The 13,725-nt window shown below is 43.1% G+C and carries 11 protein-coding genes and 1 riboswitch; of the genes, 3 read left to right on the top strand and 8 right to left on the bottom strand.

Annotation, left to right across the window (positions count from 1 at the left end):
• Nucleotides 1-2: 2 nt before the first annotated feature.
• On the bottom strand, nt 3-1,007 hold the full coding sequence (locus tag WAE59_RS05175; RefSeq protein WP_337854872.1) for an exonuclease domain-containing protein: 1,005 nt from the start codon (nt 1,005-1,007) through the stop codon (nt 3-5).
• A 152-nt stretch (nt 1,008-1,159) separates the two neighbouring features.
• On the opposite strand from WAE59_RS05175, the gene WAE59_RS05170 reads away from it, so the two are divergent.
• Both WAE59_RS05170 and WAE59_RS05165 read left to right on the top strand, forming a co-directional pair.
• Nucleotides 1,160-3,136 carry a DUF3857 domain-containing protein gene (locus tag WAE59_RS05170; RefSeq protein ID WP_337854871.1) on the top strand — a complete coding sequence of 659 codons (1,977 nt, stop codon included), beginning with the start codon at nt 1,160-1,162 and terminating at the stop codon, nt 3,134-3,136.
• A gap of 1 nt (nt 3,137) precedes the next feature.
• Nucleotides 3,138-5,045 (top strand): DUF3857 domain-containing protein, encoded by a 1,908-nt coding sequence (locus tag WAE59_RS05165; RefSeq protein WP_337854870.1) that lies wholly within the window; start codon nt 3,138-3,140, stop codon nt 5,043-5,045.
• Between the two features lie 118 nt (nt 5,046-5,163).
• Here WAE59_RS05165 and WAE59_RS05160 read toward each other — a convergent pair whose 3' ends face one another.
• The 7 genes from WAE59_RS05160 to WAE59_RS05130 all read right to left on the bottom strand — a co-directional run bounded on the left by WAE59_RS05160 (nt 5,164) and on the right by WAE59_RS05130 (nt 12,180).
• Entirely contained in the window at nt 5,164-5,676 is a 513-nt protein-coding gene (locus tag WAE59_RS05160) for a C40 family peptidase (RefSeq protein ID WP_337854869.1), read from the bottom strand.
• A 3-nt stretch (nt 5,677-5,679) separates the two neighbouring features.
• Nucleotides 5,680-8,292 carry a DNA mismatch repair protein MutS gene (gene mutS, locus WAE59_RS05155; RefSeq protein WP_337854868.1) on the bottom strand — a complete coding sequence of 871 codons (2,613 nt, stop codon included), beginning with the start codon at nt 8,290-8,292 and terminating at the stop codon, nt 5,680-5,682.
• A gap of 85 nt (nt 8,293-8,377) precedes the next feature.
• A complete protein-coding gene (locus WAE59_RS05150) occupies nt 8,378-9,103 on the bottom strand; it encodes a menaquinone biosynthetic enzyme MqnA/MqnD family protein (protein ID WP_337854867.1) in 726 nt (241 codons plus the stop codon).
• Nucleotides 9,104-9,108: 5 nt separating this feature from the next.
• Nucleotides 9,109-9,720 (bottom strand): histidine phosphatase family protein, encoded by a 612-nt coding sequence (locus WAE59_RS05145; protein WP_337854866.1) that lies wholly within the window; start codon nt 9,718-9,720, stop codon nt 9,109-9,111.
• Nucleotides 9,720-10,913 carry an aminofutalosine synthase MqnE gene (gene mqnE, locus WAE59_RS05140; protein WP_337854865.1) on the bottom strand — a complete coding sequence of 398 codons (1,194 nt, stop codon included), beginning with the start codon at nt 10,911-10,913 and terminating at the stop codon, nt 9,720-9,722. Before mqnE ends, WAE59_RS05145 begins: the two co-directional genes overlap by 1 nt.
• 159 nt (nt 10,914-11,072) lie before the next feature.
• Nucleotides 11,073-11,591: a DUF2911 domain-containing protein gene (locus tag WAE59_RS05135; RefSeq protein ID WP_337854864.1), complete on the bottom strand. Its 519-nt coding sequence runs from the start codon at nt 11,589-11,591 to the stop codon at nt 11,073-11,075.
• 100 nt (nt 11,592-11,691) lie between these two features.
• Nucleotides 11,692-12,180, bottom strand: coding sequence for a hypothetical protein (locus WAE59_RS05130; protein WP_337854863.1), 489 nt, complete (start codon nt 12,178-12,180; stop codon nt 11,692-11,694).
• A 117-nt stretch (nt 12,181-12,297) separates the two neighbouring features.
• On the opposite strand from WAE59_RS05130, the gene WAE59_RS05125 reads away from it, so the two are divergent.
• Nucleotides 12,298-13,416: a trans-sulfuration enzyme family protein gene (locus WAE59_RS05125; protein ID WP_337854862.1), complete on the top strand. Its 1,119-nt coding sequence runs from the start codon at nt 12,298-12,300 to the stop codon at nt 13,414-13,416.
• A 168-nt stretch (nt 13,417-13,584) separates the two neighbouring features.
• Nucleotides 13,585-13,697: riboswitch (SAM riboswitch) on the top strand.
• Nucleotides 13,698-13,725: the final 28 nt, after the last annotated feature.

The raw sequence follows: 13,725 nt of genomic DNA, 5'->3' as shown, positions 1-13,725 counted from the left end.
GTTTATTTTCCGAATTTCATCTTCAATTGTTCGAGCATGTCATTGGTCACATCCACTGCTGGCTTTTCCTTTTTAGGCTGGGGCTTCTGAAAGCCCGGGGTATTCGGTCTGGCAGGATTCGCTGCCGGCTTTGGGGCAGCAGTACCAGCGTTTACAGCTGCAGATGCTTGTTGTTGTTGTTTCTCCAGCTTGGCCTGATCTTTCTTTTTGCTCCAGCGCTCCCAGATTTCGGTAAGTTTTTTCTTGGTATAGAGTGGAAAATCCCCTTGTTTCATCCAGGCATAGTAGCTAGGCTCAATATCGAATACCTGCTCTACGGTCTTGCCTTTATGCTTACCAAAATTAAAGATCTCTTCCTCCTGTTCGTTGAAAACCATCCTTCCGGCGAAGTCAACAGGTTTATTCATGTTGGTAAACGCATGTAGGGCATCTACGTCATTTTTTACCGGCTTAGAAAGATTTCCCTGCTTATCTTCAAAATCTACATCCTTATAGCGCTCGATCTGGGCAAGTAACACCTGGTAAGTGGCTACAATATCCGCCTCTGCAGAGTGGGCGTTGATGATGTCTTTATCACAATAGAACTTATAAGCTGCACGCAAGGTACGTTGTTCCATTTGATGAAATATATTCTGAACATCCACAAATCTGCGGTCGGTCATGTCGAAATCTACTCCTGCCCTAAGGAATTCTTCCAGCAATACGGGGATATCGAAACGGTTGGAATTGTATCCTGCAAGATCTGCATCTCCGATGAAATCAGCAATTTCCTGAGCAACAGTTTTAAAAGTAGGCTGATCGGCAATGTCTTTATCGTAAATTCCATGGATCAGCGAAGAATGCAATGGAATGGGCATTTCAGGATTGATGCGGAGCGTTTTTATGATTTCAGTGCCGTCTGGCATGGCTTTTAGAACGGCAATTTCTACGATACGGTCTGAACCTACGTTGACGCCGGTAGTTTCTAAATCAAAAAAAGCAAGCGGACGGTTTAAATTTAATTTCATCTTGAACAGTTTGTAATGTTTCAAAAGTCGTAAAAAGGATTCGTTATTCCTTAACTTATTTGACAATCCCTTGTGCCCGCACAATTGATTTTCCTTTTATTTTCAATACTGAGAATACTGGATTATATTGCAGCAAATTTGATCCGCTCGATATGAAACGCTTTTTAGCCACTCTTTTATTACTAAGTACTATTGTTTTTTCCGGCATTGCCCAGGATTTTGAATATGGAAAAATTACCGGAGCCGATGTTAACCTGAAGAACACGGTGCTCGATAGCAATGCGAATGCCATGGTCATCAGGGAATTTGGAACCGCAGCTATGCGCTTTGATGATGTAAATGGCCGTATGTACATCGATTTTGAATACCATGTAAAGATCAAAATCTTCAACAAGAATGGTTTTGGCAGTGGCAATATTGTGATTCCCAGAAGAATCTATCAGGATGATGAAGATGCTCTTAAAGAATTGAAGGCTACAACGACCAACTATGTCAATAATGTGCTGGTGAGGACTGAACTGGATAAAAAAAATGTATTTACTGAAAAACGCAACAAATACGTCACCCTCACCAAATTTACCATGCCCAACCTTGCTGAGGGAAGTATTGTTGAATACAGCTATCGCCTCTATCTTCCATCCATATTCAATTTCAAAAGTTGGGACTTTCAGTCCGACATTCCCAAATTACACAGTGAATACATTGCCTATATTCCGGCCTTGTACAACTACAATGCCTCTCTAAGGGGACCGGCAAAATTGACTTCAAGCAATGCAGAATTGCAAAAGGAATGCCTGAGGGCGGGTGGTTACAATGCAGATTGTTCCAAACTGACCTATATCATGAAGAATGTTCCTGCATTTGTAGAGGAGGATTATATGACCTCGGCGGACAATTTCAGGTCAGCCATCTACTATGAACTTTCCGACTATTATACCTCGACCGGAGGGAAAAAAAATGTGACCAAGACCTGGAAAGACGTAGATTATGAACTCATCAGCGACAAGTCGTTTGGCGGTCAGATCAAACGCAAGGAGGTTTTCAAAGACCTCTTACCGGAGATCACGAAGGGATGTACAGATGATTTGTGTAAAGCCAAGGCAATTTATGCTTACATCAAAAAGAACATGAAACGCAACGGCTTTATCGGCATTCAGTGTGAAAGTAACATCAAAGCGGCGTTGGAGCGGCATGGAGGAAATACAGGAGACATCAACCTGGCTTTGATTGCAGCTTTAAATGCAGCTGAACTGGATGCTGAAGCTTTAATCCTGTCAGTCAGGTCTAATGGTACGGTCAATACGCTTTACCCCGTGCTGAGTGATTTTAACTATGTGGTTGCCAAGGTAAACATTGCTGACCAGAGTTATTTACTGGACGCTACAGAACCCCTGCTTCCTTTTGGCTTGTTGCCATTTCATTGTATGAACGGACAAGGAAGGGTACTGAGCCTGAAAAAACCTTCCTATTGGTATGACATTAAAGCGAGTCAAAAGGAACTCACCAGATATACGTTAAATGGAGAACTGACAAAAGAGGGCTTGATCAAAGCACAACTGATCACCTACTCTTCAGGTTATGCCGCACTGAAAAAACGCACGCAGATTAAAGCCGCAAATTCTATAGAAGAATTTGTGGAACACCTGGATGAACAAATGCCAAAAATCAGCATCACAAAACACGACATACAAAATCTGGACAGTCTGGATAATCCGCTAATAGAAATCTATGACATTGAGATGAAGGGCTATGACAACCTTGACAAAGATCAGATTTACTTTAATCCCTTCATCATCAATCCTGTTAAGAAAAACCCTTTCAACCTCAATGAAAGGACTTACCCCGTAGATTTTGGGGCAATGCGTGAAGAGAGGGTCAGCATATTTCTTAAACTGCCAAGCACCTACCTCATATCAGATAAACCTAAAGACATCTCCATGGCACTTGCTGATGGCGGAGGGAAATATATGAATACCACCACGATAGACGGGGACACCTTCATTTCACAACAAGTGCTACAACTAAACAATCCCGTATACGCGCCTGAAGAATACCTCTCGCTCAAAGAATTTTTCAGCAGGATGATCCAGCTCCAAAAAACCGATATTGTTTTCAAGAAGGCTAAATAACATGAAACTAAAACAAACTTTGCTGCTATTTTTCTTTCTTGTCGGATTGAAGGGCTACTCACAATCCTTCTTTCAATACGATACAGATAAAATCCCAACCGCACTGAAATCCCGCGCGACGGCAGTGATCCGGGACATGGAAACAGTGCTGGACATGCGTAGCCCCGAAAATGTGATCATGAATGTCAGAAAAGCGGTTACAATCCTGAATAAAAATGCCGATCAAAGGGCAGCACTCGCCATTTACTACAATAAAAGTACTGTCATCAAAAGCATCAAAGGAACGGTGCTGAATGCCGCTGGCTCCGTGATCGGAAAATTTACCCAGGCGAATTTTACTGATGAAAGTGCTTCCAGCGACTATTCTTTATTCGAGGATGCAAGGATCAAAAGCTATGCCCCGACTGCACTCTCCTATCCGTATACCATCATCTATGAATACGAGATCAGGTACAAGCAAAATCTGATCATTCCGGATTGGTATGCGAATCCGTATCCCGACCTCGCCGTAGAAAAAAACAGCTATACCTTCATTTGTAAACCGGATGATCAGTTTCGTGTGAAATCCGTTAACTTTAACGGTAAGCCTGAAGAACTTAAGACTGAAAAATCCAAAAGCCTCACCTGGAAAGTAGAACAACTGAATGCTTTCAAAAAAGAACCCTACGCTCCCGATCCGGATAGTTACCTGACCTACATCAAGATCGCACCGGAACATTTCAGCTATTATGGTTATAAAGGCAGGTATCAAAACTGGAATGACCTCGGAAAATGGGTGTATGATGACTTGATCAAAAGCCGCCAGGTTCTGGCACCGGAGGTCATCACTGAAGTGAAACAATTGGTACAGGGACTTGAAGAGAAAGATAAAGTAAAGAAGATCTATGAGTATGTACAGAAGAAAACCCGATACATCAGTATACAGGTGGGTATTGGCGGCTTCCAGCCCTTTCCGGCGATGGAAGTGCAGCGACTGTCTTACGGCGACTGCAAGGCACTTGTCAACTACACGCAAAGCCTTTTAAAAGCTGTAGACATCAACAGTCTATATTGCGTAGTGAACGCAGGGAGCCTCAAAAAAGACATGTCGGCTGATTTTGCGAGCATGGACCAGGGTAACCACATCATTCTCTGCGTACCCCTGAAAAGCGACACAACCTGGCTGGAATGCACAAGTCAGGACACTCCTTTTGGCTACCTGGGTACATTCACAGATGACAGAACCGTATTTGCCTGTACAGCTGAGGGCGGAAAGCTGCTGAAGACACCGGCGTTAACGGCAGCTGCCAATCTGCTTAAAAGAAATGCAAAGCTGGACATCAGCGCTGATGGAGACATCAACGGGGTTTTGCAAACTGAACTAAGCGGTTCGCAATTTGACAATTATCAGCACATCATCAATGAGCCTTATTCAGAGCAATTGAAACTCCTGAAAGGAGAATACGACATTGACAACATCAATTTCAGTGATTTTAAACTGAGTCAGCGAAAAGATGAGCACCCACTGACAACAGAAAAAATGAAACTGACGGTCGATAAATATGTTCCAAAAACACAAGGCAGACTCTACCTGATTCCCAATATTTTCAGTCAGTCCCAAACCATTCCAGAGGTAAAAAACAGAACCCTACCGGTTTACATCAACCGGGGATATACGGATGAGGATGAGATTAATTACGAATTGCCAGCTGGCTATACATTAGAGTACAAGCCAGAGAACAGGTTCATTAAAACACCTTTTGGTACTTACCGGATTTCCATAGAGGCTTCCGGCAATAAATTACTATACAAAAGAAGTCTGATGATCAATAATGGCAACTTTTCAGCCGATCAATATGCTGCGATGGTAGACTTCTATAGTACCATTACTTCATTGGACAGAGAAAAAGTAGTATTCAAAATGAATTAACTTAAAATAATGATTCCCAAAGCTATGCCAATGATCATGATGAGGTACATGAGGATTTCAGTAGTGGCAAATTTCTTGTATTTGGTCCAGAAGGAATCTTGTTGGGGATTTTCCATTACTAATCTTTAAATGAGCCGGATTTGACCATTGCTTTTTGATACACGGGTAAGCTAAGGTCATCTACAATGACCCCTCTGGTGGTAGAAGCATGAACGAAATAATTGCCGTTAAGATAAATACCTACATGGTCTACCTCTCTGCCACCGAAAGAAAAAAAGATCAGGTCTCCCTCCTTAAGCTGACCAAGGCTTTTTTCCCTGACTGTTTCTGCCTGGTCCCTGGATCTCCTTGGCAGACTATTGCCGTAAATGTCTTTTTGCAGGAGTAAAGCAAAACCAGAACAGTCGATACCTGATTTGTCCAATCCCCCAAGCCGGTATTTCACACCGCTCCAATCGGTAATGAAACGGTACAACTGTTTACTTTTTAGGTGTGACATTGCATCTGCCATTTTAGAAGCAGAAGTACTGGATTTCACTGTAGCTTTTCTGGATCCGCATGATGCCATAAAAAGAGCTAAAAACAACATCAGTACTTTAGCTCCGGAGCAGTATCTTTTTAACACAGTCATAGCTTATTGTTTGATGATTCGTTGGATTTCATCCAGTTTTAGTAGTGCCTCAACCGGTGTCAGCACATTTACATCCAGGTTATTCAGGGTATCCCTGATCTTAACCAGGATAGGATCATCTACAGCAAACATATGCAGCTGGTAGGCCTGATTCTGAACCTTCTTGATGCTGTCTTTGATACTCTGCCCTTCCGTACGGTCAATCTCCAGTTTTTTGAGGATTTCATTCGCCCGATTGATCAATTTAGCTGGCATACCGGCCATCTTGGCCACATGGATACCGAAACTATGCTCACTTCCTCCTGGCACCAGTTTCCGAAGAAAGATCACTTTATTCCCTACTTCCTTAATCGATACATTGAAATTCTTGATCCGGCTCATGGTATTGGCCAGCTCATTCAACTCATGGTAATGCGTAGCAAACAAAGTTTTTGGCCGTGCATTGGGATGGGTATGCAGAAATTCGGCGATTGCCCAGGCAATCGAAATACCGTCGTAAGTACTGGTTCCCCTTCCGATCTCGTCCAACAGGATCAGACTATTGTCGGAAATATTGTTCAGGATACTTGCTGTTTCATTCATCTCCACCATAAAGGTACTTTCCCCGGAAGAGAGGTTATCCGAAGCCCCTACCCTGGTAAAGATCTTATCGACCAAACCAATAGATGCGGCCTTCGCAGGAACGAAACAGCCCATCTGCGCCATCAGTACGATGAGGCCTGTTTGCCGCAATATCGCAGATTTACCGGACATATTGGGTCCTGTGACGATGATGATCTGCTGGGTTTCATTGTCTAGAAACACGTCATTGGTGATGTATTCCTGTCCGATCGGCAAACGCTTCTCGATAACCGGATGTCTTCCTCCCTTAATATCCAAAGCTTTACCCTTCGCCACCTCAGGTCTTACATAATGATTCTGAACGGCGAGTTGTGCAAAACACAACAATACATCCAACTGCGCAATCTGGAAAGCGTTCAGCTGGATCTGCTTGATGTAAGCCGCGACCTGATACATCAGTTCATTGTATAACCTGAACTCAATCACCTGGATTTTCTCTTCAGCACCCAGGATTTGTTCTTCATATTCTTTCAGTTCCGGTGTGATGTAGCGCTCCGCACTCACCAGGGTTTGTTTGCGGATCCAATCTGCAGGAACTTTGTCCTTGTGGGTATGGGTAACTTCCAGATAGTAGCCAAAAACATTATTGAAGGCCACTTTTAAGGATGGAATGCCGGTAATTGCTGCTTCGCGTTTCTGAATCTCTACCAGGTAATCTTTACCTCCAAAGGCTATTTTGCGCAAACGGTCCAGTTCCTCGTCTACACCATCGGCAATCACGTTTCCTTTGATGAGTAAGGCCGGAGGATCCTGTTGCAATTCTCTTTCCAGCTTCTCGCGGATGGTTAAGCAAGGGTTTAGCTGGTCGGCCAGTACAGAAAGGAATGGATTTTTTATTTCCTCCGCGATTTTCTTAACAGCTTCTATATGGTAGAGTGACTTTTTCAACTGACAAAGTTCTCTTGGTCCTACTTTTTGGAGACCCACTTTGGAAATCAGTCGCTCAAGATCACCAATCTGCTTAATATGTCCTAAAAATTCCTGTACCAGCGTTTCATCTTTTACCAGAAAATCGACCACACCCAGGCGTTCCTGGATAGGCTTTAATTCTTTCAGCGGCATGATGATCCATTTATGCAATAGCCTGGCACCCATGGGTGTAGAAGTCTGATCAAGCACTTCAAACAACGTAACTGCGTTTTCATGGGCAGAGCTCACCAGTTCCAGATTGCGGATGGTAAAGCGGTCAAGCCATACGAACTTGTCTTCTTCCAACCTGGAAATGGAAGAGATGTGCTTTAAGTTTCTGTGTTCAGTCTCATTGAGGTAATGCAGCACCACACCTGCCGCAATAATTCCGGTCTGTAATTTATCTACCCCAAAGCCTTTTAGTGAAGCCACCTCAAAATGCTTGGTCAGTATTTCATTGGCATAATCACTGGTAAAGGCCCAATCGTCGAGGTGAAAGGTATAAAACTTATCACCGAACAGCTCCATGAATTCTTTGCGTTTTGTCTTTTGAAAGACAACCTCAGTCGGCTTAAATCCCTGCAGGAGTTTATCAATATATTCAGCATCTCCCTGTGCCACGAGAAATTCCCCGGTAGAAATATCCGCAAAAGAAACGCCTATGGAGCTTTTATCGAAATAGACGGCAGCCAGGTAATTGTTGGATTTCTGGCTCAGGATGTTGTCATTGTAAGCAACTCCGGGTGTCACAAGTTCCGTCACACCACGTTTCACAATTGTTTTAGTAGTCTTGGGATCTTCCAGCTGATCACAAATGGCCACCCGCTGTCCGGCCCTTACGAGTTTGGAAAGGTAGTTATCCAGGGAATGGTGTGGGAAACCTGCAAGCTCCAATGCACCGCCATTTGGTCCGGTTCCCCTTCTGGTCAATACGATCCCTAATATCTGGGCTGTTTTTATGGCGTCTTCGCCAAAGGTTTCATAAAAGTCGCCCACCCTGAACAGTAACAATGCCCCGGGATACTTTGCTTTTATCGCATTGTATTGCTGCATCAACGGGGTCTCTTTCGTAGTATCTTTAGCCAAAATGATTCTGTTTACAAAATCCTAAAGATACTACCTTGACCAGTAGGCTTCATGATTTGTTGAAAATTAAAATTTGTGAATTGTGCTAGAGTTTTTCAATGTAGGATAGAAATAATGCCAAAGCCTCTCGCTTTTGAGCGGTAAGTTCAAAATCAAGCTTGTGCATCAGATAATCTTCCAGATCGAAATCAGGATGTTTAGGCAATTCTTTCAGCAATTCTCCTCTATGAGCCAAGCCCATCGCCAATGCCGTATTGAATTCCGACAGGAAATCTTCCGAGATATCGGTATTTGCTACCCAGGCGGCATAAACGAAAGGCAAGCCGGTGAAATTCATCCACTCTTCTCCCATGTCATACGCAAAAGCATAATGATCTTTTTTACCAAAAGTGCGGTCACCGATCAACACAATAGCGTCGGTTTCTTCAGCAGATTCAGTACTGAAACTCACTTCCTGCTTCCAGTAAAATTTCAACAATACCCTGGCCAGGTTGTTAGAGGTACGGGAATGGCTGTCTAAACGCAGCGTACGGATTTGCTCAACGGGAACACGGCTGAAAATGAATACAGAATTAACTGCCCCTACGGATCCGATACAGTAGTCGGCCACAATTTTTGCATTTGGTACCTGTGGAATTGCAGCTACCGGTATCAACCCTATATCTACCTGTTTGTTAATGAGCTTGGCAGCACAATCTGAAGGGATATCTAAACTTAAATCTATTCGGTTTGCAAGGTCTGAATGCTGGATACCAAATAGAAAAGGTTTGGTATTCGTATAGGAAACCGCAGAAATCTTAATCTTGTTCAAGGGTATTATTTTAGATGATCGGTATTGTTGAAATCGATGATCGTAAAATCATCGCCAGTCAATTGCAACCGGTATAAAGTAGTATTCAGGTGAGGGAAATCGCCCATTTCAGCAAGTGGCTTTTTCATCAGCAAGCATAGCAACAGACGCATGGCCCTGCCATGCATACAGATCAGCACCAATTTCTCTTCTTTTTTACTTTTGATGATTTCCATCGCTTCGGCAAGCCTGGCCATTACCTGATTCGGACTTTCGCCACCGGCGAAATGAGCATCATAATCTCCGCTGTCCCAGGATTGCATAATGGTTTTAAATGCCGTGATGGCATGCTCGTCATTTGGTTTGCCTTCCCATTCTCCCCAGGCCAACTCATCTAAACCAGACAATTGTTCCCATGGAAGACCGGAATCGATGAAACCTTTCACTGTCTGATGCGTACGCACCAGGTTTGAGGTATAGACTTTCTCAAAAGGGACATCTTTATAACGTGCAAAAAATGAAGCCGCCTGAGCCCTCCCGGTATCATTAAGGTCGCTGTTTACACCTCGTCCCTGTACAATGCCTAATTTATTGAGTTCTGTTTCACCATGTCTGATGATATAAAGTTCTTTATCCATTAATTGACTACGGGAAGTTTATAATATTGTGGTTTCTTTTCATTTTCAAATACAACGTCGGTATAATCCGTAATGACATTGTATAGGGTATCACGCTCAATCGGCTTCCTCTTTACCTGTTTGATCAACTCGGCTACTTCCTGGGTACTCATGACCGGGGTTTGTTCTTCCGCTCCCGCCATGGAATAGATTTTAGTCGTATCATCCAATGTACCGTCGATATCGTCAACACCAAAGTTGAGTGACAACTGTGCAGTCTGTCTGCTGATCATTGCCCAGTAGGCCTTTATATGGTCAAAATTATCCATATATATCCTGGATATCGCATAGTTCCTCAGGTCTTCAATGACGGAAACTTCCGGCACCTGATCCATTTGGTTATGCTGATTTCTAAATTTGAGCGGAATAAAGGTCTGGAAACCACCAGTACGGTCTTGCAACTGACGCAATTGTTCCATGTGATCTACGCGGTGTTCGAATTTCTCAATATGGCCATAGAGCATAGTAGCGTTAGAGCGCATACCCAGTTTATGCCATTCCTCATGGATTGCCAGCCATTGCTCAGCGGTACATTTATCTTTGGCTATGACCTCGCGGACTTCAGGATGGAAAATCTCTGCTCCTCCTCCAGGCATCGACTCGAGTCCTGCTTCCTTCATGAGCTTCATTCCTGCCGCATAATCTATTTTCGCCTTCTTGAAAATATAGTGATATTCTACAGGCGTAAGGGCTTTTACATGAAGTTCAGGCCTGTGTTTTTTGATCGCAGAAAATAACGCCGCATAAAAAGAAAGGTCGTACTGAGGCAATACACCACCTACGATATGCACTTCTGTAACCGGCTCATTGTCATATTTTTTAACGATGTCCAGCATCTCCTCCATCGTCAGCTCCCATCCCTCTGCCTTTTGCTTGATCAGGCGGGAGTACGAACAGAATTTACAATCATATACACAAAGATTTGTGGGTTCCAGATGAAAGTTGCGGTTAAAATAGGTATTGTCACCATGCCTTCTTTCCCGGATGTAATTTGCCAGAACACCAAGATAGGCCAGTTCTCCTTTTTCGTAAAGGTATACACCTTCTTCAAATGTGATCCGCTGCTGGTTTTGTACTTTTTGCGCTATATCACGGTGTGTCTGAGGTAGATCCGGATCATTTATAATTAACGCTAGTTTTGAAGTAGTATCCATCTATAGAGTATAATGAACAAAAGTAAGATTAAAATCGACAGAAACAGGGTTTTCAAGCCTTTTTACCTGTCAGCCTTCTGTCAAAGACCATTTCTCCTGATAAAAAGCACAAAAAAAAGCCTGTTGCAAATGCAACAGGCTCCCTTAATTTCCTTGAATTTACTTTACTGTGAAAGGCACAGCGATATCTCCCCAAAGCAGGGTTACTTTTCCGGATTTATCGATGGTGAATGTCATTTTTTCAGTTGTTGCCGGGGCTTTTCCTGGTTTTACGACAACACGCAGGGCATCGTCTGCTTCGGTGTATTTGTAAGAACCCCATTGATCTGCTGTTTTGTTAAATATGATCGTCCATTCTTTTTCCGTTGGGATGGAATGCAAAGAATATGTTCCGGCCGGAAGTGGTTTACCCTCCACCTTTACCGCTTTGTCGACTTTAAAAGTCGTTGCTTCATTCGCGCCGGTACGCCATACTTTGCCGTAAGGAGCAAGCTCTGTACCTATTTTCCTTCCTTTCAGTGAAGGCTGACTGTAATCAATGGTCAACGTGGCTCCTGATTTAATGGTTTCTTTCGCCACCGCTGGTGGACTGGGTCTCTTACTCTTATCTTCCTGTGCATTTACGGTAGATGCAGCGAATATACCTGCAACCAGTGTGAGGATGAATAGTCTTTTCATAATGTATTGTTTTTTTGTACTAAGATAAACAATTATTTGGCATCAATAAAAAAGGGACTCAAATCCTTGAGCCCCTTTTTTCTAACCAAACTAAACCAAATTATTTTGCTGCTTTCGTGAAATTCAGCACGATGTAAGCAGGATTACTTCCATATTCCACCGGGGATTTAATGACCATGTTATTGCCATCTGTTGAAGACAATACCAATCGGTAACCCGAGGTTACATTTTTTGCTTTGTCCCCTTCAAAGATCTTTTTAAATTGAAAAGTCTGATCAGCTGGACTGGCAGACCAGAAAATAGTCTGCGTTTTTGCGGCACATGATGCACCTCCGGCCAAGGTATAACTACCATTACCGCTATTGGTGAGGTTCCAGGTACTACCTACGAAGCAGGTATACGGCCCATCATCAAACAAAGATTTTACAGCCGACTGAGGCAAACCTTCAAAAGTAATGTCATTCAACACCCAGTTACCAGTCACATTTCCCCTCTTTAAAGCCACAGTAGTACCAGCTTTCGGAGAACAACTTTGCAAAACCATCAATGAACTGCATAAAATGGCTGCTATCAGGAATATTCTTTTCATATCAATTCTTTATTTGTGATTTCAATTACATAAATCTTGCCAAAACCATCACAGATTTCCTTTATACTTTTAACTTTGTCGCACTAGCCCCTAAATTTTACATTTAAACCCGTAATAATGAAGCCGGAAACAATCGCTATCCATGCAGGAAATTTATCTGAAACAGCTACGAATGATGTGACATCGCCCATACATCTATCTACGACATTTTTACGGGATGCGGACGGTGGCTATTCTGGCGGACACATGTACAGCAGGGTCAGTAACCCCAATCGTTCCTCACTGGAAAAGGTACTCGCTGAACTGGAAAATGGTTTTGAAGCCTGCGCATTCTCTTCCGGCAATACAGCGGGGATGGCCTTATTCCAGGCATTGAAGCCAGGAAGCCACATCATTGCTCCTGATGACATGTATTGGGGATTCAAAAAGCAATTGCAGAACATATTTTCAGAAACGCTGGAAATAGACTTCATAGACCTTACGATTCCCGAGAACATTCTGGCTTTTATCAGACCGAATACGGTGTTGATCTGGATAGAAACACCGTCCAATCCACTCCTTAAGATCACTGATATTGCTGCAGTGGCGAAGGTGGCAAAGTCACATGGACTGACCCTTGCCTGCGACAGTACATTTGCCTCGCCCTGCCTTCAAAGCCCGATAGCCCTGGGTGCAGATATCGTGATGCATTCTTCTACAAAATACATCGGTGGGCATAGTGATGTATTAGGTGGAGTGCTGATCAGTGCTGAAAAGACGGAGCTTTGGGAAAAAATCAGAAATATACAACAGGTGGGTGGTGCAGTACCCTCACCTTTCGATTGCTTTCTGCTACTGAGAAGCATCAAAACCCTAAACTACAGGATGCAGGGGCATTGCCTAAACGGTATGGCATTAGCGCTTCACCTGGAAAAGCACCCAGCGATAACGCAAGTATTTTATCCCGGGCTAAGCAGCCATCCGCAACATGAAATTGCCTCTAAACAGATGTCCGGATTTGGAGGAATGCTGTCTATACTCGTTAAAGGTGGCGCAGACGAAGCCAGGAAAGTAGTGAATAAAGTTAAGCTTTTTGCTCAGGCGACCAGCTTGGGTGGTGTAGAAAGCTTAATTGAGCACCGCGCCTCAGTGGAAGGGCCCGACACTAAAACGCCGCAAAATTTAATTCGGATCTCGGTGGGTCTGGAGCACATAGATGACCTGATTGCAGATATCGATCAGGCTTTGAGCCAATAACTGAATTATAAACTATTTTAAAAAGGCTTAAAATCAAAATTATAATACTGTAAAACAGAACTTTAAGATTTTATCAGAATAATATTTTGGTAATTTTGATGCGTAGCTATACATTTGCATCATGTTTTAGCAATAGGCTAAACAAAGTCAACCCTCTTATACAGGTTTGATTTATAAAGAAGTGGCGAGAGACAGGCTCATTGACCCACTGGCAACCCTCCCGAATGGAGAAGGTGCCAATTCCTGACCAGTAGACATGGTGTCTTTTGGAAAGATAAATTGAAACAAATGAAAACATTACAAAGAATT

Source organism: Pedobacter sp. GR22-6 (assembly GCF_037402555.1).
Lineage (GTDB): Bacteria > Bacteroidota > Bacteroidia > Sphingobacteriales > Sphingobacteriaceae > Pedobacter.
Note: the sequence above shows the minus strand (reverse complement) of the source record. Positions and strands in the feature narration are given on the sequence as shown.

Bases quoted from the DNA above. Each gene is read 5' to 3' on its own strand.
- WAE59_RS05165 (WP_337854870.1), top strand. From the start codon at position 3,138: ATGAAACTAAAACAAACTTTGCTGCTATTTTTCTTTCTTGTCGGATTG.
- WAE59_RS05145 (WP_337854866.1), bottom strand. From the start codon at position 9,720: ATGGATAAAGAACTTTATATCATCAGACATGGTGAAACAGAACTCAAT.
- WAE59_RS05130 (WP_337854863.1), bottom strand. From the start codon at position 12,180: ATGAAAAGAATATTCCTGATAGCAGCCATTTTATGCAGTTCATTGATG.
- WAE59_RS05170 (WP_337854871.1), top strand. From the start codon at position 1,160: ATGAAACGCTTTTTAGCCACTCTTTTATTACTAAGTACTATTGTTTTT.
- WAE59_RS05175 (WP_337854872.1), bottom strand. From the start codon at position 1,007: ATGAAATTAAATTTAAACCGTCCGCTTGCTTTTTTTGATTTAGAAACT.
- mqnE (WP_337854865.1), bottom strand. From the start codon at position 10,913: ATGGATACTACTTCAAAACTAGCGTTAATTATAAATGATCCGGATCTA.
- WAE59_RS05125 (WP_337854862.1), top strand. From the start codon at position 12,298: ATGAAGCCGGAAACAATCGCTATCCATGCAGGAAATTTATCTGAAACA.
- WAE59_RS05160 (WP_337854869.1), bottom strand. From the start codon at position 5,676: ATGACTGTGTTAAAAAGATACTGCTCCGGAGCTAAAGTACTGATGTTG.
- WAE59_RS05135 (WP_337854864.1), bottom strand. From the start codon at position 11,591: ATGAAAAGACTATTCATCCTCACACTGGTTGCAGGTATATTCGCTGCA.